A 17,574-nucleotide genomic window follows, 5' to 3' on the forward strand; every position below is an offset into this window, starting at 1 on the left:
TTCGGCGGGGCGTGGCGAAGAATTGAGACGGGTGCGGATGGCGGGTGACCGCGACAAAGTCCTCGCAATGCTTGGAGACTTCGGGTGTGAACGGGCACCGCAAGTTGCGCAAATGCTGATTAAGCGTTCACAACCCCCGCACCCTAGGCACCACCCTCCGCTCCCCCAGCATCAGTTCGGTCAGCGCCCACACCAGTGCGTCGGCCCGGTCGGGCGAGCGGCCGGGGCCTTCGTAGCCGCCGCCGGTCAGCATTCCGCACATCTGGTCTTCCAACTCGGGCAGCATCCCGACATGGGCGACGCGGCCTGCTTCGTAGAGCGCGGCGACCGGTTCGGCACGGGCGACTTTGCCGCGGCTCGCGTGCACCTTCTTCACCGGCAGCGTGATATCCGCCGCGCGCAACACGCTCAAAACCATATCGCCGCCCTGATTGGCCTCGGCGACGACGCGGTCGGCCTTCCATTCGCGAGCGGTCACCGCCACGCGCCGTGCCCAGGCTTCGGGCGAGGGTGCCTCGATTGAGGCATCGTGCAGCACCCGCCCTTCGCCGCCCGCCGTCAGCGCGGCGACGATGATCCCGCAGGCATCGCCCTTCGCGCTTGCAGGCGGATCGACCCCGATGACGATGCGCGCTGTGTCCTCCAGACAGGCAGGCAGGCGGCACGCCTCTAACAGGCTGCGCGTCCAGAGCGCGCCTTCAATGTCGGTGAGCAGCTCGCCTTCCAGCTCCTGCCGTCCCAGCGCGCTCTCGCCGTATTGCCGCTTCATCGCGCCAAGAAACTCGACGGGAAGATGCGCCGCGTTGTCATAAGTGGTGCCGCGTGTAACGACGAGATCCGGATCGCTGCCATCGCTGACCAGTCGCCGCATCAGCGGCACGGCACGCGGCGTGGTGGTGGCGACCACTTGCGGATGGTCGCCCAGCCGCAAGCCCATTTGCAGATTGTCCCATGCGGCCTCGGCGCGTCCTGCGGCATTGTCCCATTTGGCAATTTCGTCGCACCAGGCATGGCTGTGCTGCGGGCCACGCAGACTTTCGGGCTCGCCTGCCGAATAGAGCGTCGCCTGCGCCCCGCTTGGCCAGGTCAGGCGCCGCAACGACGGTTCGAAATGCGGTTCTTCGTCATGCTTGCAGCAAGCCAGAATGCCGCTTTCGCCTTCGACCATGACGGCGCGAGCCTCGCCCAGAGAGCGGGCGACAAGAGCGATGCGCGCATCTTCGTGTTGGCACGCAATGTGCCGCACCCATTCCGCGCCTGCCCGCGTTTTGCCGAAGCCGCGTCCTGCGCAGATCAACCACAGTCGCCATGCGGTCTGCGGCGGCATCTGCTCGGGCCGTGCCCAGAGTGGCCAATAGCTTTCGAGCGCGTCGCACTCGTTGTCGTCCAGCTGGTCATAGAAGGCGCTGCGTTTGCGTCGCCCGATGGTGTCGAGCGCATATCTTTGCTCACTGCCCATGGCTGCTGGCCTGTTGGGCGGCAGCCTTGCGCGCCTCCCGCTTTTCGGCCTGCAAGCGGCGCTCGCGCATTTTCTCCAGTTTCGCCTCGAGACTGGCGAGCACTTCCTTCCGGTCGCGCTTGCCCCGCCGCGCCTTTTCGCGCGCCACGGTCTCGCGATGTGCGGTCAGCAAACGCAGGGCATTGGCCACGTCCATTTTGCGGTCTGCCTCTGGGCTCCGCAAATGGCCGAGCAGCTCCATTTCGAGGCTGGTATACCCTTCATAAAGCGCGTGTTCCCACTTCGCGGCAAACTCGCGATCGTTGCGCCGCATCCGGTAGACAGTCGACAGCGGCACATTGGCAGTGCGCGCCGAGGCGGCGATGTTGGATGTTTGCGCCAGCAATTCGAGGAACTGGTGCTGCCATTTCCCGTCACTGCTGTTCGGCAACGCATCGACCGGCACGAAGAGGTCGCCAGTATGCAAAGCCGCCTTCCATGCGTCGTCAAAACGTTGGTTGCGCCTGCGCTGATCATAGATTGCCTTGCGCGATACCGGTGCCGCTTCAATTGCCCTGTCTACGCTCCGTGTGGCAGCGAGCGCCGTCAGGAAGCCGGGAATCCATGCAGGCCCCGGGATCGTTATTTCCGCCATAATCCCTCCAGAAAATGCAGGCGGGCAGGCACGAAAAAGGGCGGCCCTCCGGTGAAGGAGGCCGCCCTTGGGTGATTCGTGCTGCCGACTCGCTTTATCGCGATGTTCGACTTATGTGGCGATTATGTACTTTACAAACCCAGCCAATATAGGATTGATAACATGAGCAAAAAGTACACAATGGCGTTTGCCAGACTGGTTCGCTTGAAGGTCGTGATGGACTTGGCTAGACTTCTGCGCGTTCCAGTCCAAGTCCATCAATCTTATTTCACCACTACTGATGGTAAAAGCGATCGCAGCGTCATTTGATCTTTGATGTTCCCGCGCGCAATAGCGTCATCGTAACGTACATCCAAGACAAGCATCTTATCCTTAGTGGGGCTGAATTTGCTCAGGTACAAACGGCGTTCGAAAGTTTCTAAAGTTTCGTTCGTTTCGCAAAGGCAAAAGGATGTGGTTTCCAGCCAAAATTTTGGGCATTTCTTGATTTCATCCATCAAGCTCTCATACCGTTCATTATAGGAATTCGCGGTGTCATAATGGATATTGAAGCTCACGGCGTAGGTTGCCATAACGGTGTGCCTTTCGGACTAACGCAACCGTCTTGACCTTCGAGTGAACAGGGCTAGTGTGTCCCTGCTGTTTCAAGCTCAGTCCACCAGACGGTTGCTCTAAAACCAAGGTGGAATGAATGGGGCCGGGTCGGAAGCTCGGCCCCTATTCATGTCAGTCGACATGATTCCGACTCAAGCCGTTGAAAGCGAATCCCTTTTCCAGTTTTTCTGGGGATTATTTGAACTAAGCCCGTCAGAGCGCAGCGAATAGCGCCCGCACAATCCAATAGCCGAGCGGTGCCAGCATCAGGAACAGCAGGATCGAGAATTCGATTTCTTCGCGATTAAGCTGGCGCATCCGGTGCAGATAAGGCGGGCAGGCCGATGTAGGAAAGTGATTATTGATCTCTCCGGTTGCGGAGCAGTTTCTCAATCGCATCTAGCTTCGTCGCTATGTGATACAAAAGTGAAAGCGCCATAAAGCCAGCGCCGTATGCCAATGCGCTCGGCAGCCATTCGTGGCTCATTTAGCCTTCTCCGACTTTACCTTCGCCAGCTTACCCAGGCGTTCTTTGAAGCGCGCTTCGTCGTCGTCGCATTCGAGGTCGCGGGCTGCCTCTTTGAACTTCTCCAGTTGCGTTTTGTCTTTGGTGTCAGGCATACCCCGCTCCATGATCCGCTTGTACGTTGACGAACAGGGTACTGATACCCTGACTAATCTTGACCAAGATAAGCATCGTTTCCTCAGCCTAACAGGTGTCGCGCTGAATCGCGAGTACGCACGCGATAATCTTGTACCCGCCATAAACAGCTTGAAGGGCGACTTGTTTAATGAAGACCCTGATGAGCCCTTCTCTTTGCACAGAAGCCACATTTTGGGTGGCAACGGCCCGTTCCATAAAATCCGCACAGATGACGCGTTCAAAGCGCAGTTTAACCAGCGTATCACTGATATATTTGTGGACACAGATTACAAGGTCATCACGGCCCTAATCGACAAACAATGGATGGTGAAACAGTGGCATTGGGAGCGAAGGCATCCCTACCATTACCTAATGGAAATCCTCGTCGAGAAATTCGCGCAATATTTGGAGCGCGCTGGCGATATCGGCGATATAATGCCTGAAAGCAGACAAAAAAAGGATCGGTTACTGCAATCAGAGTACGCCCGTGTGCGTGCAGAAGGTACTCAATATGTAGACAGCGCCCGCATACAAAGCGTGTTGCGGGGTGGTTCACTTAAGTTCCGTACGAAGCGCGACAATATCGCGGGCTTGCAGTTGTGTGATCTATTAGCTCATCCAAGTCACATGTTTGTGCGAGAGAAAATGGGGCACAACGTTAATCGAAGCGCGTTCTCGACAATGGTGGGGAACATCCTACTTAATCATGGCAAGTATGATCGATCTGCGTCAGGCAAAGTTAAAGGCTATGGCTACAAACACCTTCCATGAACACAAAGGGCGGCCTATGAGCCGCCCCGATGGATTAATGTACCATCCGTGTACCACCCGCCGTAGCAGTGGATTAGCTGTCTAAATACACAGATATCGCAGAAAAATCAAGAAATTAGATTGATTCAAGATCAATGACTTAGCGCCAACGCGACTTTCTGCGTGGCTTGAATCCTGGCAACCATAGCTGCTCTGCGCTCTTAGGCGCGGATATCAGATTGGTTGTAGGTCAAACGCTTGCCTGCGATGCCCTTCACCGCTTCCGCGCTGCGCTCTCGGTCGTCAAAGCCGTTTGCAGTGCGCGTGTTGTACCGGAACTCGAACTCGGCAAGGTAGCGGTGCAAGTGATGCTCTGCGCAATGCTGGTACACGCCGCGCATACCGCGCTTGAAGATCGAAAACGCGCCTTCGACGGTGTTGGTGTGAATAGTGCGGTCGTTAAGATCGACGTACTGGCCAGCGCCATGCAGCGTCTTGCCATGCTCGGCAAATTCAGCGCCGATCTTGCGGTACATCGTGGCTTCGTCAGTCATTAGGCGCGCTTCACGGCTAATGTTGCCGAGAACGATGGGGTGAATGTCTGCTGCGCTGGCGTTGGCAACGTGGAACCATTTGCTCTTGCCCGTCTCACGGTCTACGAGGGTGACGACAGCGCGCTTATGGCCAGTACCGCCACGCTTCATGTCCACGCCCTTTTTGAAGCCAATGTAGGTTTCGTCCACTTCGACAGCGCCACCGCCATTGCCAAACGGTTGTGCCAGATCACCGGAGCGCATTGCTTCGCGGATACGGTGAGCAAGGAACCACGCGCTCTTGTACTGGACTTCGAGTACGCGGCTAAGCTGGTGGGCGCTAATGCCCTTCTTGCTGGACACCATAAGGTGAACGGCCTGTAGCATCTTGGTGAGGGGCAGGCGGGCGTGTTCGAACACGGTGCCAACCTTGGCGGTGAACTGCTTACGGCACTCACCGCACTTCTTAAGGCCGTGGCGCACCTTGCCTTCGGGATTCTTCACGCTCGCCTTGGTGCGCACACCGGACAGATCGTACACGCGACCGCCAACCGTACCGCAATGCGGGCAAACAATTCCGTCAGCCCATACGATGCTTTCAAGGTACTCGTATGCCTTGGCGTCGTCGTGGAAATGAGGGGATGAAAGAACCGACATGGTGATATTGCTCCGTTGTTGAGCATTATCTACCACTTAGTCGTGGGTTTGTAAAGTACATAATCGCCACTTATGTGCCGGAACAGCGTCACAATGTCAATAAAAAAGTGCCATAGCGGTTACTTTGTTGGAGAAGGGAGGTCCCTGCTACTGCAGCGTAGCGCCGAAGAGTGCTGCAACGCGCGCTTCTTCCTGTCGCAGCTCAAAAAGGTGCTGATCGAAATCTTGCGCTAGCCTTTCCATCGCGAAATTCACCGCGCGCATCTCGAGTTCGCGCTGGGTTTCGCCCGTGGTGTCGTCAATCATCCGGAGTTCGTTCGCCCATCGGGGGGAGGAGATCATCCGGTTCGTGTCAATAATGCCCACGACAGCCCATGCCACAGACCGTTCCAAGCCGTTGCCCGAATCTGTCATCAGGGTGATGCTCAGATTGTTGGCGCGAAGCTGCGCGCACAGGGTCTCGAAACTTTCGAAGTCAAACTGGAACTCCTCGATGAGGGCCGAGGTATTCGCCGCTGCCATAAAACGGATTTCGCACCCGGCAGCCGCTGGCGGCGGCGTTTCCGCCTGGGCGAAAGCGGCGCCCGGCAGAGCTGGCGTGCAAGACAGTGCCGCCGCCATCATGCACCGCCGCAGAACGCGGCGTGCAGCCGCCCGATTGTTCGAAAAAACCTGTGCCCCCATGGCCGAATCCCCTTTGCGTGTCCGCCACCCTGATTATCGTTTGTGCGGCTCGTGTCCAATTACACTTGCTGTTAGGCGCACGCATTCGCCTTGCGCGCTACGGGCCGCTTGCCTAGAGGCGCAGCCAGCGCCCACCTGCCTGAAAGCTCCCCCGCCATGATGAAATTGCTGCGCGGTCTGTATGACTGGACGATGGAGAAGGCCTCGCATCCCAAGGCGGAATGGTGGCTGGCCTTCTTCGCGTTCATCGAATCGAGCTTTTTCCCCGTGCCGCCGCATCCTTTGCTCGGGCTGATGTGCCTGGCGGAGCCGAAAAAGGCGATCCGCTTCGCGCTCGTCTGCACCGTGGCAAGCGTGCTGGGCGGGCTGTTCGGCTATGCGATCGGCGCGCTGGCTTACGAGGCGATTGGCGAATGGATGCTGGGCGTGCTGGGGCTGAGCGAAAGCTTCCCAGTCGCCGCCTGTTACATCCGCGAACAAGGGGCCTTGGCGGTGTTTCTGGCGGCCGGAACCCCGATCCCGTTCAAGCTGATGACGATCACCGCGGGCTTTATCGGGATGAACCTGCTCACCTTCACGCTCGCCGCGATTGCGGGCCGCGCGCTCATCTTTATGGTCGTGGGAATCCTGTTCCAGATCTTCGGCGCGCCGATCAAGGCATTCATCGAAAAATACCTCGGCTGGATGACAACGCTGTTCGTGGTGCTGGTGGTCGGCGGATTTCTCGCGATCACCCAGCTGGGCGGCGGCGAGGATGACGGCGCAGCGCACCCGTGTGACAGCGTGACCTCTATCGAAGACCTTTAATTTCGAGTTTTCTCGAAATAAAACTTGCAATCGGGAAAAACATTTCGATAATAGTCGAAATGAACTCTGATTCTGCCATTCAAGCCTTGGGCGCGCTCGCCCACGATCACCGCCTCGCCGTATTCCGCCTGCTGGTGCAGCGCGGGCGTGACGGGATGGCGGCTGGCGATATCGCGAAGGCGCTCGGCCTGCCCAATTCCTCGCTCTCCTTCCACCTCGCGCAATTGCAGCAGGCGGGAATCGTGGCGCAAAGGCGCGAGGGGCGCAGCCTGATCTATTCCGCCGATTACGACGCGATGGAGGCTCTGATGGGTTTCCTCACGGAAAATTGCTGCCAGGGCGCAGGGTGCGCTCCATCGGTGGCACAAACGAAGGAGCAATGCTGATGAAACGGATGCACGTTCATGTCGGAGTGCGTGATCTCGACGCCTCCGTCACTTTCTATTCTGCGCTGTTCGCTGCTGAACCGACGGTGCGCAAGCAAGATTACGCCAAGTGGATGCTCGACGATCCCCGCCTCAACTTCGCGATCTCGCACGAACACGCTGCTTTGGGCATCGAGCATCTGGGTATCGAAGCTGAAAGCGCGGATGAACTGCGCGAGGTCTATGCGCGGCTGGAGGCGGCCAAGGCTCCGGTGCTGGAAGAAGGCTGCACGACCTGCTGCTACGCCAACAGCGAAAAGAGCTGGATCGCCGACCCTGATGGAGTAAACTGGGAAGCCTTCTACACGAGCGGGGAGGCAACCGTATACGGCAATGCCGCCGAAATCGCCCCACCCGTCCCATCGGCGCAATGCTGCGGCTGACCCGTGCGCAATATCCTGTTCCTCTGCACCGCCAATTCGGCGCGCTCGATTCTCGCCGAGGCGATTCTGCGCGATGCCGCGCCGGGGCGCTTCGCTGCCTACTCCGCCGGAAGCACGCCGCGCGGCGTGCCCAATCCACTGGCGCTCGAATTTCTGGCGGCGAAAGGCCACGCGGTCGATGATCTGCGCTCCAAAAGCTGGAGCGAATTTGCGGGAGCGGAAGCGCCGGAAATCCACGCCGTCATCACCGTGTGCGACAATGCCGCGGGCGAGGCGTGCCCCGTCTTCCCCGGCCATCCGGTGCAGGCGCATTGGGGCATTCCCGACCCCGCAGGCTACGCAGCGGACGGCTCGCATATCGATGGCGATCTGTCGGGCTTTGAAACCGCGTACACGCGGCTGACGAACAGGGTGCAGGCGATGCTGGCGCTGGACGAGGCTGCGCTCGCTCCGGCGGACTGGCGCAGGGCGCTCACCGCCATCGGGCGGGATGCCGAAGGGGCAACTTATGGCTGATGTATCGAGGCCAAGGCGACTGACAGCAGAGGGGCTCGGCAGCTTCTTCCTGTTCGCAGGCGTGCTGGGATCGGGCGTCATGGCGGAGACGCTGGCGGGCGGCAACGTCGCGCTGGCGCTGCTCGCCAACACGATTGCGACGGGCGCAATCCTCTTCGTGCTGATCGCGATGCTCGGCCCGGTGTCGGGCGCACATTTCAATCCGGCGGTCACGCTGGCCTTCGCGCTGCGTCGCGAGATCGGCTGGAGCGAGGGCGCGGCCTATGTGCTGGTGCAGATTGCAGCGGGCGCGCTGGGCGCATTCGCGGTGCATCTGATGTTCGATCTGGAGATCCTGCAATTTTCGACGAAGGCCCGCGCCGGAATTGGACAGTGGAGCGGTGAGGGAATCGCCACGTTCGGCCTCGTGCTGACCATCCTCGGTCTGATCCGCCACAAGCCGGACGCGATTCCGGCGGGCGTGGCGCTCTATATCACCGCCGCCTACTGGTTTACGAGTTCGACGAGCTTCGCCAACCCCGCCATCACCATCGTGCGCAGCCTCTCGGACACCTTTGCAGGCATTGCCCCTGCTGATGTGCCCGCCTTCATTGCGGCGCAGCTGGCGGGCGCGGTGCTGGCGACTTTGCTGGGCGGCTGGCTGTTCGCCGCGCCGTCCGGCGGGAAGTCCTAACCCTCGAACGCGGTTTCCAGCGTGATCTCGGTGTCGAGCAGTCTCGAAATCGGGCAACCTGCCTTCGCTTCGGCGGCGAGGGCTTCGAACGTTGCCTGATCCATTCCGGGCACTTTACCCTTGGTCGAAAGTGCCGATTTGGTGACAGTCCAGCCGCCATCGCCTTTTTCCAGCGTGACCTCGCACGAGGTGGTGAGATCACCGTCACTATGCCCCGCCTCGGCCAGCTTGAAGCTGAGCGCCATGGTGAAGCAGGCAGCATGGGCCGCCGCGATCAGTTCCTCGGGATTGGTCCCCGCTTCATCTGCGAACCGCGTGGTGAAGCCATAGGGCTGCGCCGCCAGCGCGCCCGAGCCGGTCGAAACGTGGCCTTTGCCGGTTTTGCCGAAGCCTTTATAGGTCGCACTGCCGGTATTGGTGGTTTTCATGGGAAGTCTCCTTTCCCGCTCCAACGCGCCGCCCGGCCAAGGCGTTCCTAGATTATCCCCACAGCCTTGCCCGCACGCTCGAACATGCCGAGGATCGTTTCGACCTGTTCGCTCGAATGCTCCGCGCATAGCGAACAGCGCAGCAGCGTCATCCCCGCGGGCGTCGCCGGGGGGCGGGCGAGATTGACGTAAAGGCCTTCGGTCAGCAGCGCGCTCCACATTGCAGCGCCGCGCTCCAGATCGGGCATCACCACGGCGATGATCGCGCTTTGCGGCTCATCGGTGCCGAGTGTGAAGCCCAGCGCGGTCAGCCCGGCATGGAGCCGCCGCGAATTCTCCCACAAATGCGCGCGCTTTTCCCCGCCGTGCATCAGCTTGCGGATCGAGGTGGCGGAACTCGCCATAACCGCAGGCGGCAGGGCGGCGGTGAACACGTAAGGACGGCACACCAGCCGCATGATTTCAAACTTCGGGTGGTTGGACACGCAGAAGCCGCCCACCGTGCCGACCGATTTGGAGAAGGTGCCGATGATAAAATCGACCTCGTCCAATACGCCCTGTTCCTCGGCCACGCCGCGCCCGTGTTCGCCGATAAAGCCCATGGAGTGCGCTTCATCCACCAGCACCATCGCGCCATTGGCCTTGGCGACTTTGACCATCTCGGCCAGCGGGGCGACATCGCCGAGCATCGAATAGACGCCTTCGAGCACCACCAGCTTGCCCGCGCCTTCGGGAATGCGCTTCAGGCGCTTTTCCATCGCTTCGATATCGTTGTGCTTGAACGGCACGACTTCGGCATTGCCCATCGCGCAGCCATCCCAGATGCTGGCGTGGCTATCGATGTCGAGCACGATGTAATCGCCCTTGCCCGCCAGCGTGGAAATGATGCCCAGATTGGCCTGGTAGCCGGTGGAAAAGACCATCGCATGGTCCATTCCGTAAAACTCGCGCAGCGCGGCCTCGACATCGCGGTGATCGCGGAAGGTGCCGTTCAGCACACGGCTGCCGGTGGTGCCCGCGCCGAAATCGGCCATCGCCGCCTGGCCTGCCGCGATCACATCGGGATCGAAGGTCATGCCCATGTAATTATACGTGCCGAGCAGGATCGTATCGCGCCCGTTGCAGATGGCGCGGGTGGGGCTGAGCACCTTTTCCATGACGAGGCTGAACGGGTCTTCCGCGCCGCTCGCCAGCAGGTTCTGCCGCAGCGCGATCACGTCATCGAATTTGGAGAGGAGGTCTTTCGCGCCGCCCTCCTGCGCCTCGGGCCGGTCGGCCTGCATCACAGCTTCGCTCATGCTCTGGTTACTCCGAAACCATGGAGGTGACGGCATCGACCAGCTGGCCGTATGTCTCGATCTCGGCCTGCTGGTTCATGCTGATGATGATGTCGAATTCGTCTTCAATCGCGGCGACGAAATCCATCACCGTCAGGCTGTCGAACTCCATGTCGCCGGCAAAGGTCGTGGCGTCGGCAATCTCCACACCCTTTTTGTTGAATTCGTCAAGGATGGCGCGGATGCGCTCGTCAACTGTGGCACGGTCCATGAAGGGGTATTCCTCGGGTCAAAGCGTTATGCGCGTCATAGAACGCGTGTCTGCGTCCGGCAAACCTTTCGGCGCGGCGAATGTCAAGCTGGTCTGAAAGGTGGTGTCAGGCTGCGGCAGGGTTGGCAGCGGCGGTTCCGGCGGCATCAACCAGCCCTCTGACCGCCGCCATGAAGGGGCCGATGCTGACCGGTTTGGAGAGATAACCCTCCGCCCCCGAAGCGCGAATCCGCTCTTCATCGCCCTTGCCCGCATAGGCGGTGACGGCGAGCACGGGCACGCCGCGCAGCTCTGCATCGCCCTTCATTGTGGCGATCAGGTCAAGGCCGGAAATATCGGCGAGCTGTATATCCATGACAACGAGATTGGGCGTAAAAGCACGCGCGGTATCAATCGCGATATTGCCATCGGCGACGCCTTCTACTGCAAAACCGCCAGCGGCCAGCACGTCGCAGAACAATTTCCGGTTGAGATCGTTGTCCTCGACAACGAGTATCCGTTTGGTCATGTGCGCCCCCGCAATACCGATCTGCAAGATCGACTTGCCTTTCGGCTGGTTCCTTACCATTCGATCGCCGATTCGCGAAATGCCGCATTTGACCGGAATTGTAAAACCATGTCTGACCCCTCGCCGCCCACCGATCCTGCTGCTATCGCGCTGGGTGCGCTCGGGTGGATATTGTCGGAGGAAGCGCGGGCGCAGCGTTTTCTCGATTTGACCGGGCTGACCCCCGATGGCCTGCGCGCGGCATTGGCAGAACCGGCAACGCACCGCGCGGTGTTCGAATTCCTCGCCGCACATGAACCCGATCTGCTGGGCGCTGCCGCCGCGCTGGGGTTCGCGCCCGAAACGCTAGTCGCCGCCGGACAGGAGCTTTCGCGATGAGCCGCCCGCTGCTGGTGACCGATTGTGACGAGGTGCTGCTGCATATGGTGCGCCATTTCAGCGCCTGGCTCGATGAAGAACACGCCATCGATTTCTCGCTGAACGGCAATCCTTTCGCCGAGTCCATGCGGGTGCGCGCCACCGGAGAGACCGTGCCCGAAGAGAAGATGTGGGAATATCTCGGCGGCTTCTTCGATACGCAAATGGACACGCAGGAGCCGATTGCGGGCGCGCTCGAAGCGGTCGCAAAGATCGGTGAGGATGCCGATGTCGTGGTGCTGACCAATTTGACCGATGAGCGCAACGCGGCGCGCGTGCAGCAATTGCGCAAACACGGCCTCACCGCGCCGGTCTTCACCAACCAAGGGCCCAAAGGCGCAGCATTGAAGCGCATTGTCGAAGAGCACGGCGCGACCCGCGCGGTCTTCATCGATGACATTGCGGGGCACCATAAGAGTGCGCTGGAAAAAGTCCCGTTTGTGCACAGGCTGCATTTGTGCGGCGAGCCTGCCGTTGCGCCGCATATTCCTTGCGCGCATGAAGCCGGCGATGCCCACGCGCGGATTGATCGCTGGGACGAGGCATTGCCCTGGATTCTTGAGACTTTGCATCGCTAGAATGTGTGAGGATGACTGACATGACGATTGCTGCCCGCCTTGCCGAACTGGGCATTACCCTGCCCAAAGCCGCCGCACCGGTCGCGTCCTATGTGCCGGTGGTGGTGACAGGGAACCTTGCCCATGTGTCGGGCCAATTGCCTTTTATCGACGGCGCGCTGGTGACAGGGCGGCTGGGCGAGGATGTTTCGCTGGAACAGGGACAGGCTGCCGCACGGGCCTGCGCGCTGATGATCCTCGCACAGGTCGAAGCCGCTGGCGTGTCGCTCGACCGGGTGACGCGGATCGTCAAGCTGGGCGGCTTCGTCAATTCGACCGGTGATTTCACCGATCAGCCCAAGGTTGTGAACGGCGCGTCAGACCTGATGGTGGACGTGTTCGGCGATGCCGGAAAGCACGCCCGCGCCGCCGTGGGCGTGCCCGCCCTGCCACTGGGCGCGGCGGTGGAAGTCGATGCGATTATCGAGCTTGATAATGGTTAGTGCTCCCGATTGGTTGACCGCGCAGGCCTATGCCCATCGCGGGCTGCACGATGCCAAAACGCCGGAAAACTCGCTCGCCGCATTCCGCGCCGCGATGGATCGCGGGCTGGGGATCGAATGCGATATCCGCGTCAGCATCGATAGCCGCGCCGTGGTGTTCCACGATGCCGAGACCGAACGGCTGACCGGCCAAGCGGGGGTGACAGCGAATATGACCGTGGGCCAACTCACCGCGCTGACGCTGGGCGGGAGCACGGAGCACATTCCCACTTTGCGCGATATGCTCGAACTGGTGGCGGGGCGCGTGCCATTGCTGCTCGAACTCAAAACCGACGGGAAAGAGAGCGTGCACAAGCTCTGCCGCGCGGTGCGGCGCGATGTCGAGGGCTATACCGGGCCGGTCGCGGTGATGAGCTTCGACCCGCGTATCGGCGCATGGTTTGCCAGCCATATGCCCGATCTGCCGCGCGGCATGGTGATTACCGAACAAGGCTCGCGCACGCTGTCGGGCGCGGTGAAGCGGCGCGTGCAGACGAAACGGGGCCTGCCGCACTTCCTCGCCTATGATGTGCGCGATTTGCCGAGCCGCTTTGCCAAGAGCTACACCAAATGTGGCACGCCCTTGCTCAGCTGGACGGTGAAGAGCGGCAGCGATGTCGAAACCGTGCTGGCTACGGGCGCGATACCTATTTTGGAAGGTGATGGGGTAGCCGCGTGGGAGGCGCGCGCCTAATTAGCCTGTCATGGCTGACGGCGAACTCTCTGCACGAATCTATCCCGCCGTTGGCGCCATTCCGCAAGCGGAGTGGGATCGGCTGGCAGGAAGCGGTAATCCTTTTGTCAGCCACGATTTCCTGACGATCATGGAAGACAGCGGCAGCGTCGGGCGGCTGGGGGAGGACGCGGGCACCGGCTGGCAGGCCGCGCCGCTGGTGCTGGAAGATGCAGCGGGCCGGAAGCTGGGCGCGCTCCCCGGCTATCTCAAAATGCACAGCCAGGGCGAATATGTCTTCGATTACGCCTGGGCCGATGCCTACCACCGCGCGGGCGGTGAGTATTATCCCAAATACCAGATCAGCGCGCCTTTCACCCCCGCCACCGGCCCGCGCGTGCTGGTGGAGGATGCCGCCTACGCCGCCCCGCTGCTCCGCGCCGCGCAGCAACTCACAGCGAGCAACCGCTGGTCGAGCGCGCACGCGACCTTTATCGAGCCCAATCAACTGCACTTGTTCGAAACGGCTGGCTGGCTGAAGCGCGAGGATATCCAGTTTCACTGGAGCAATCGCGGCTATGCCAGCTTTGATGCGTTTCTGGAGACGCTGACTTCGCGCAAACGCAAGGATCTGCGCAAGGAACGGCGGGCGGCGAATGAAGGCGTCGAGATCAAGGTGCTGTCGGGCGATGACATCAAACCGCATCATTGGGACGCCTTCTGGCTGTTCTATCAGGACACTGGCGCGCGCAAATGGGGCACGCCCTATCTGACGCGAGAAGCCTTCACCCTGTTCGGCGAGCGGATGGGGGAGCAACTGCTGCTGCTGCTCGCCTATGCCGACGGGATGCCGATTGCGGGCGCGCTCAATTTCATCGGCGCAGAGGCGCTGTACGGCCGCTATTGGGGCTGCCTCGCTGACAAACCCTTCCTGCATTTCGAGCTATGCTATTACCGCGCGATCGACGCCGCAATCGAGCGGGGCCTCGCGCGGGTGGAGGCAGGCGCGCAAGGCGGCCACAAAATGGCGCGCGGCTATGAACCTGTTGCGACCACCTCGATGCACTGGATCACCGATCCCGGCTTCCGGCAGGCGGTCGAGGCTTTTCTGGAAGCCGAACGGCGCGGCGCGGCGATGGACCGGGAAATGTTGAGCCGGAGGATGCCGTTTCGGCAGGGTTAATATCTCTGTGTTCTCCAGAGAACTTGACAATTGGGAAATTGCTTTTCATATAACTCCAGAGAACAATGGAGATTTGAAATGCGAGCCATCATCTTGGAGGGAAACTCCGAAGAAGTGAGTCGGGCACTTTTGGAGCTCGGTGTGAAGCAACAGGATATTGTGCTTTCGAAAGATACAGATTCGTCACAAAGCGAAGTGGGCGATCAGGTCGGTGAGAGTGAGGGATGCCGGCCAATGCCTGTTGCTGTTGCCAGGGGGCTGCTCTCCAGACGCCCCTTGTCAGGCGCAATGGCTGAGGCCATTGTCGCAATCTATAACTCTGGAAAAGAAGGTATTTTTGGCAACGAGCTGTGCGATCTTCTCTCCCATAGTCCGGCGCAATTCCGCGGGATGATGGGTGCTTTTGGTCGCCGAATGTGGCATACGCCCGGCTACGAAAAAGATATGTTCTTCTTTGAGCAGGACTGGGATAACGAGCACGGCTTTCGGTATTCCTTGCCCGAAACTTCAAGGCTAGCTGTTGAAGCCGAGCTTTCCGAAAAGCTTGATGGAGAACGCTGAGGTGCCTCAGAGAAGAAGAGAAGTCGTATATCGTCGTCTCAAAATTGTGGCGCGTGAAGCGAAGGGCGGCTGGGAAGCACGTGCCTTTGCCGGCAAGCGGCCTGTAAGCCAAACGCATCTAGCAGCAGCCCACGAACAGGCGATTGACGCGGTCAAAGCAGATATTGACGAGGAGCGTCGGGCAGAATTGGCCAGCCGTGAGTCCGATGGCTTCCCTACAGCGCAGCACGTCCTGTCCGCACTTCTGCGACTCAGGCCTCATGCGGGGCAGCTTGCTATGCTTGAGGCGCATTACAAGGCCAAAAACCATACCCTTACCGCTACACAGCTAGCCAATGCTGCCGGCAAAGACACGCATTCATATGCCAATTCTCAATACGGGTCGCTCGCACGCGATCTTGCAGAAGAAATGGAATATGTGCCGCCGAATACACATCCGGCAGATGGCTCTACTGTTTGGACTTTCGCGCTGGCCGAAGGAAAACGGGATGAGAACTCCGACGGAACCGGAGAATATGTCGAGTGGGAGTGGACACTTCGGCCTCAGGTCGTACAGGCCCTCAAAGAGTTTGGATTCTAACCCCTACCGCTCAAACCCCGCCATCATCTCGTGGAGGTAAGGGGACTGCCGGATCAGCGCATCGCCCGATTGGCCGGACTTCCCCGAAATCGACAGGCTCAGCACCAGCCGCTTCATGCTCATCGCAAATTTACGCAAAATCATTCTCCAAACCGCGCAACGGACAATCAAGCTGCCCGCATGTCCCCTGCGCGCAGCCATTCGCGGGCGCGGCGTTGCGCTTCGGAGATTTCGCGCGCGGTCATTTCGTCGGAAATGTCGGCGCGGCACCAGCTCGCTTCTTCGTGACCGCGCGATGCGGCGAGGTTGAACCATTTGTGCGCCTCGACAAGATCGCACTCCACGCCATGACTGCCGGTCGAATAGGCGACCCCCAGATTATATAGCGCGTCGACATCGCCATCCGCCGCTGCGCCAAGATTGCGCGCAATCAGCATATCCGCCCCGCGCATATCGGCGGGCTCGGCCTTCACAAATGTTTCGATCCTGGCGAGTTCCATGCCCTTGATCCCCTGTTGTCGTACCGGTGTTCCACACGCTCCGGCTTCGCGATGGGCCAAGGTTTTGACGCTTATGGTCAAGAAAAGGTTAACGCGGCGGAGGTTTTACGAAATTCTACGCAAGTCCGGCGCCGCCCGCGCTAAACAAAATACCGCATTTGGGGACACGCAAGCTTTGCCGCTTGTGCGCGTGAAATCGCGCCCCTATAGGCCCGCCACGACCCCCAATGCCTTCGCGGCCAGCGGTGTCAGACCCGGCAAACGGGCGGCCATTGGCGCAAACCCCATGAAGGCTCCAGCGAGCGGGATTTGGAGTAGCTGATGGCAACCGCCACGCGTGACGATATCGATGTTCTCGCCCAGGCAAAGCGCGCCCTGCCGGCGGATTACGTGCCGCATGACGCTGAAGACTATATGTCGGATGCGCAGCTCAATTATTTCCGTGTCCTGCTGCTGGAATGGAAGAAGTCGATCCTCTCGGCAGCCGAGGGGACGTTGCAGAACCTGCAGGATGGCCCGATCCGCGAGCCCGATCTCAATGATCGCGCATCAAGCGAGACCGATTGGGGCATCGAATTGCGCACCCGTGATCGCCAACGCAAGCTGATTGCCAAGATCGATGCGGCGCTGCGGCGCATCGATGCGGGCGAATATGGCTGGTGCGACAAGACCGGCGAGCCGATTGGCATCAACCGCCTGATCGCCCGCCCGATCGCCACCATGACGGTGGAAGCGCAGGCTGCGCATGAGCGGCGCGAAAAGATTTCCCGCGACGATTGATCCGTTTCGGGACAGTCTGACATGACCACCCGAAATTAACTTCTGGTTAGCCCTTTCCGCCGCATTGCGATGATGTCGGATGCAGCCATCCGGCAGATTGTAAAATCGTTTCCGGCCCCCATGTCGGCAGCACTTTGCAAGCAAACGGACAGAGGCAAGACGTGACCGCAATGAGCAATGTCGATACCCGCCAGGTCGGACGAGACAGCCTGTTCCTGCTGGCGCAGATTCGCGTCGACGGGAACGAGAACGTGTTCCGCATCAAGGTGCGCAACCTCTCCGCAGGCGGCATGATGGCGGAAGGTGACGTGCCGGTGGTGCGCGGCGCGCGGGTAACTGTCGAGCTGCGCAATATCGGCTGGATCGAAGGCTCTGTGGCGTGGACACAGGGCAACCGCTTCGGCATCGCCTTCCTCGATGAAATCGACCCCAAGCTGGCGCGCGCCCCGGTGGAAGGCTCCACCGTCAACCCCGACGGCATCCCACAGGCTTTCCGCAAGATCTGACACCGCAGCTACGCTGGCCATTGAAGCCATGCG

The 17,574-nt window shown here is 60.2% G+C and carries 27 protein-coding genes; 15 read left to right on the top strand and 12 right to left on the bottom strand.

Translation table 11 applies throughout. From position 1 onward, the window contains the following. Positions 1 to 127: 127 nt before the first annotated feature. The 4 genes from GC121_RS05880 to GC121_RS15250 form a co-directional block, all read right to left on the bottom strand. Positions 128 to 1,459 (bottom strand): DNA-packaging protein, encoded by a 1,332-nt coding sequence (locus GC121_RS05880; RefSeq protein WP_151973199.1) that lies wholly within the window; start codon positions 1,457 to 1,459, stop codon positions 128 to 130. Continuing rightward, complete coding sequence (locus tag GC121_RS05885; protein ID WP_151973200.1) at positions 1,449 to 2,093, bottom strand: hypothetical protein; 645 nt, start codon at positions 2,091 to 2,093, stop codon at positions 1,449 to 1,451. Before GC121_RS05885 ends, GC121_RS05880 begins: the two co-directional genes overlap by 11 nt. Before the next feature lie 263 nt (positions 2,094 to 2,356). Next, complete coding sequence (locus GC121_RS05890; RefSeq protein WP_151973201.1) at positions 2,357 to 2,665, bottom strand: hypothetical protein; 309 nt, start codon at positions 2,663 to 2,665, stop codon at positions 2,357 to 2,359. A gap of 505 nt (positions 2,666 to 3,170) precedes the next feature. Further along, positions 3,171 to 3,308: a hypothetical protein gene (locus GC121_RS15250; RefSeq protein WP_199857771.1), complete on the bottom strand. Its 138-nt coding sequence runs from the start codon at positions 3,306 to 3,308 to the stop codon at positions 3,171 to 3,173. A 10-nt stretch (positions 3,309 to 3,318) separates the two neighbouring features. Between GC121_RS15250 and GC121_RS05895 the strand changes: the two genes are divergently transcribed. Continuing rightward, positions 3,319 to 4,101, top strand: coding sequence for a DUF3800 domain-containing protein (locus GC121_RS05895; protein ID WP_151973202.1), 783 nt, complete (start codon positions 3,319 to 3,321; stop codon positions 4,099 to 4,101). Between the two features lie 200 nt (positions 4,102 to 4,301). Here GC121_RS05895 and GC121_RS05900 read toward each other — a convergent pair whose 3' ends face one another. Together GC121_RS05900 and GC121_RS05905 are read right to left on the bottom strand one after the other, a co-directional pair. After that, positions 4,302 to 5,270, bottom strand: a complete 969-nt coding sequence (locus GC121_RS05900) for an IS1595 family transposase (protein WP_151973203.1) — start codon at positions 5,268 to 5,270, stop codon at positions 4,302 to 4,304. A gap of 147 nt (positions 5,271 to 5,417) precedes the next feature. Beyond that, positions 5,418 to 5,954 (bottom strand): hypothetical protein, encoded by a 537-nt coding sequence (locus GC121_RS05905; RefSeq protein WP_151973204.1) that lies wholly within the window; start codon positions 5,952 to 5,954, stop codon positions 5,418 to 5,420. Positions 5,955 to 6,113: 159 nt separating this feature from the next. Here GC121_RS05905 and GC121_RS05910 point away from each other — a divergent pair, with 159 nt between their 5' ends. From GC121_RS05910 to GC121_RS05930, 5 genes are read left to right on the top strand one after another with little or no spacing between them, the layout of a single operon-like run. Then, positions 6,114 to 6,761, top strand: a complete 648-nt coding sequence (locus tag GC121_RS05910; RefSeq protein WP_370513765.1) for a YqaA family protein — start codon at positions 6,114 to 6,116, stop codon at positions 6,759 to 6,761. A 59-nt stretch (positions 6,762 to 6,820) separates the two neighbouring features. After that, complete coding sequence (locus tag GC121_RS05915; protein ID WP_199857772.1) at positions 6,821 to 7,147, top strand: helix-turn-helix transcriptional regulator; 327 nt, start codon at positions 6,821 to 6,823, stop codon at positions 7,145 to 7,147. Then, a complete protein-coding gene (locus GC121_RS05920; RefSeq protein ID WP_151973206.1) occupies positions 7,147 to 7,569 on the top strand; it encodes an ArsI/CadI family heavy metal resistance metalloenzyme in 423 nt (140 codons plus the stop codon). The genes GC121_RS05915 and GC121_RS05920 overlap by 1 nt, the downstream gene beginning before the upstream one ends. A gap of 3 nt (positions 7,570 to 7,572) precedes the next feature. Further along, the gene (locus GC121_RS05925; protein WP_151973207.1) at positions 7,573 to 8,085 is read left to right on the top strand and encodes an arsenate reductase ArsC; all 513 of its coding nucleotides are present in this window, start codon (positions 7,573 to 7,575) and stop codon (positions 8,083 to 8,085) included. Then, positions 8,078 to 8,758, top strand: coding sequence for an MIP/aquaporin family protein (locus GC121_RS05930; RefSeq protein ID WP_151973208.1), 681 nt, complete (start codon positions 8,078 to 8,080; stop codon positions 8,756 to 8,758). Before GC121_RS05925 ends, GC121_RS05930 begins: the two co-directional genes overlap by 8 nt. Here GC121_RS05930 and GC121_RS05935 read toward each other — a convergent pair. From GC121_RS05935 to GC121_RS05950, 4 genes are all read right to left on the bottom strand, one after another. After that, positions 8,755 to 9,186 (bottom strand): OsmC family protein, encoded by a 432-nt coding sequence (locus GC121_RS05935; RefSeq protein WP_151973209.1) that lies wholly within the window; start codon positions 9,184 to 9,186, stop codon positions 8,755 to 8,757. The genes GC121_RS05930 and GC121_RS05935 overlap by 4 nt on opposite strands. A gap of 47 nt (positions 9,187 to 9,233) precedes the next feature. Then, entirely contained in the window at positions 9,234 to 10,484 is a 1,251-nt protein-coding gene (locus GC121_RS05940; RefSeq protein ID WP_151973210.1) for an aminotransferase class I/II-fold pyridoxal phosphate-dependent enzyme, read from the bottom strand. 7 nt (positions 10,485 to 10,491) lie between these two features. Next, positions 10,492 to 10,734 (bottom strand): acyl carrier protein, encoded by a 243-nt coding sequence (locus tag GC121_RS05945; RefSeq protein WP_151973211.1) that lies wholly within the window; start codon positions 10,732 to 10,734, stop codon positions 10,492 to 10,494. A 106-nt stretch (positions 10,735 to 10,840) separates the two neighbouring features. Then, positions 10,841 to 11,242, bottom strand: a complete 402-nt coding sequence (locus GC121_RS05950; protein WP_151973212.1) for a response regulator — start codon at positions 11,240 to 11,242, stop codon at positions 10,841 to 10,843. 108 nt (positions 11,243 to 11,350) lie between these two features. Here GC121_RS05950 and GC121_RS05955 point away from each other — a divergent pair, with 108 nt between their 5' ends. From GC121_RS05955 to GC121_RS05985, 7 genes are all read left to right on the top strand, one after another. Next, entirely contained in the window at positions 11,351 to 11,620 is a 270-nt protein-coding gene (locus GC121_RS05955; protein WP_151973213.1) for a DUF3572 family protein, read from the top strand. After that, the gene (locus tag GC121_RS05960; RefSeq protein ID WP_151973214.1) at positions 11,617 to 12,237 is read left to right on the top strand and encodes an HAD family hydrolase; all 621 of its coding nucleotides are present in this window, start codon (positions 11,617 to 11,619) and stop codon (positions 12,235 to 12,237) included. Before GC121_RS05955 ends, GC121_RS05960 begins: the two co-directional genes overlap by 4 nt. Before the next feature lie 20 nt (positions 12,238 to 12,257). Then, positions 12,258 to 12,719 carry a RidA family protein gene (locus tag GC121_RS05965; RefSeq protein WP_199857921.1) on the top strand — a complete coding sequence of 154 codons (462 nt, stop codon included), beginning with the start codon at positions 12,258 to 12,260 and terminating at the stop codon, positions 12,717 to 12,719. Next, entirely contained in the window at positions 12,712 to 13,452 is a 741-nt protein-coding gene (locus GC121_RS05970) for a glycerophosphodiester phosphodiesterase family protein (RefSeq protein WP_199857773.1), read from the top strand. The genes GC121_RS05965 and GC121_RS05970 overlap by 8 nt, the downstream gene beginning before the upstream one ends. Positions 13,453 to 13,462: 10 nt before the next feature. Further along, on the top strand, positions 13,463 to 14,614 hold the full coding sequence (locus GC121_RS05975; protein ID WP_151973217.1) for a GNAT family N-acetyltransferase: 1,152 nt from the start codon (positions 13,463 to 13,465) through the stop codon (positions 14,612 to 14,614). 78 nt (positions 14,615 to 14,692) lie between these two features. Continuing rightward, the gene (locus tag GC121_RS05980; RefSeq protein ID WP_151973218.1) at positions 14,693 to 15,175 is read left to right on the top strand and encodes a hypothetical protein; all 483 of its coding nucleotides are present in this window, start codon (positions 14,693 to 14,695) and stop codon (positions 15,173 to 15,175) included. Then, a complete protein-coding gene (locus tag GC121_RS05985; protein ID WP_151973219.1) occupies positions 15,135 to 15,755 on the top strand; it encodes a hypothetical protein in 621 nt (206 codons plus the stop codon). The genes GC121_RS05980 and GC121_RS05985 overlap by 41 nt, the downstream gene beginning before the upstream one ends. A gap of 3 nt (positions 15,756 to 15,758) precedes the next feature. Here GC121_RS05985 and GC121_RS15690 read toward each other — a convergent pair whose 3' ends face one another. Next, on the bottom strand, positions 15,759 to 15,899 hold the full coding sequence (locus GC121_RS15690; RefSeq protein ID WP_234421127.1) for a hypothetical protein: 141 nt from the start codon (positions 15,897 to 15,899) through the stop codon (positions 15,759 to 15,761). Between the two features lie 23 nt (positions 15,900 to 15,922). Further along, positions 15,923 to 16,255, bottom strand: a complete 333-nt coding sequence (locus GC121_RS05990; RefSeq protein ID WP_151973220.1) for an SEL1-like repeat protein — start codon at positions 16,253 to 16,255, stop codon at positions 15,923 to 15,925. A 321-nt stretch (positions 16,256 to 16,576) separates the two neighbouring features. Here GC121_RS05990 and dksA point away from each other — a divergent pair, with 321 nt between their 5' ends. Together dksA and GC121_RS06000 are read left to right on the top strand one after the other, a co-directional pair. Continuing rightward, positions 16,577 to 17,035, top strand: a complete 459-nt coding sequence (gene dksA, locus GC121_RS05995) for an RNA polymerase-binding protein DksA (protein ID WP_151973221.1) — start codon at positions 16,577 to 16,579, stop codon at positions 17,033 to 17,035. Between the two features lie 170 nt (positions 17,036 to 17,205). Continuing rightward, positions 17,206 to 17,541 (top strand): PilZ domain-containing protein, encoded by a 336-nt coding sequence (locus GC121_RS06000; RefSeq protein WP_151973222.1) that lies wholly within the window; start codon positions 17,206 to 17,208, stop codon positions 17,539 to 17,541. Positions 17,542 to 17,574: the final 33 nt, after the last annotated feature.

Origin of the sequence: Erythrobacter sp. EC-HK427 (assembly GCF_902498745.1) — a bacterium.
Classification (GTDB): domain Bacteria; phylum Pseudomonadota; class Alphaproteobacteria; order Sphingomonadales; family Sphingomonadaceae; genus Alteraurantiacibacter.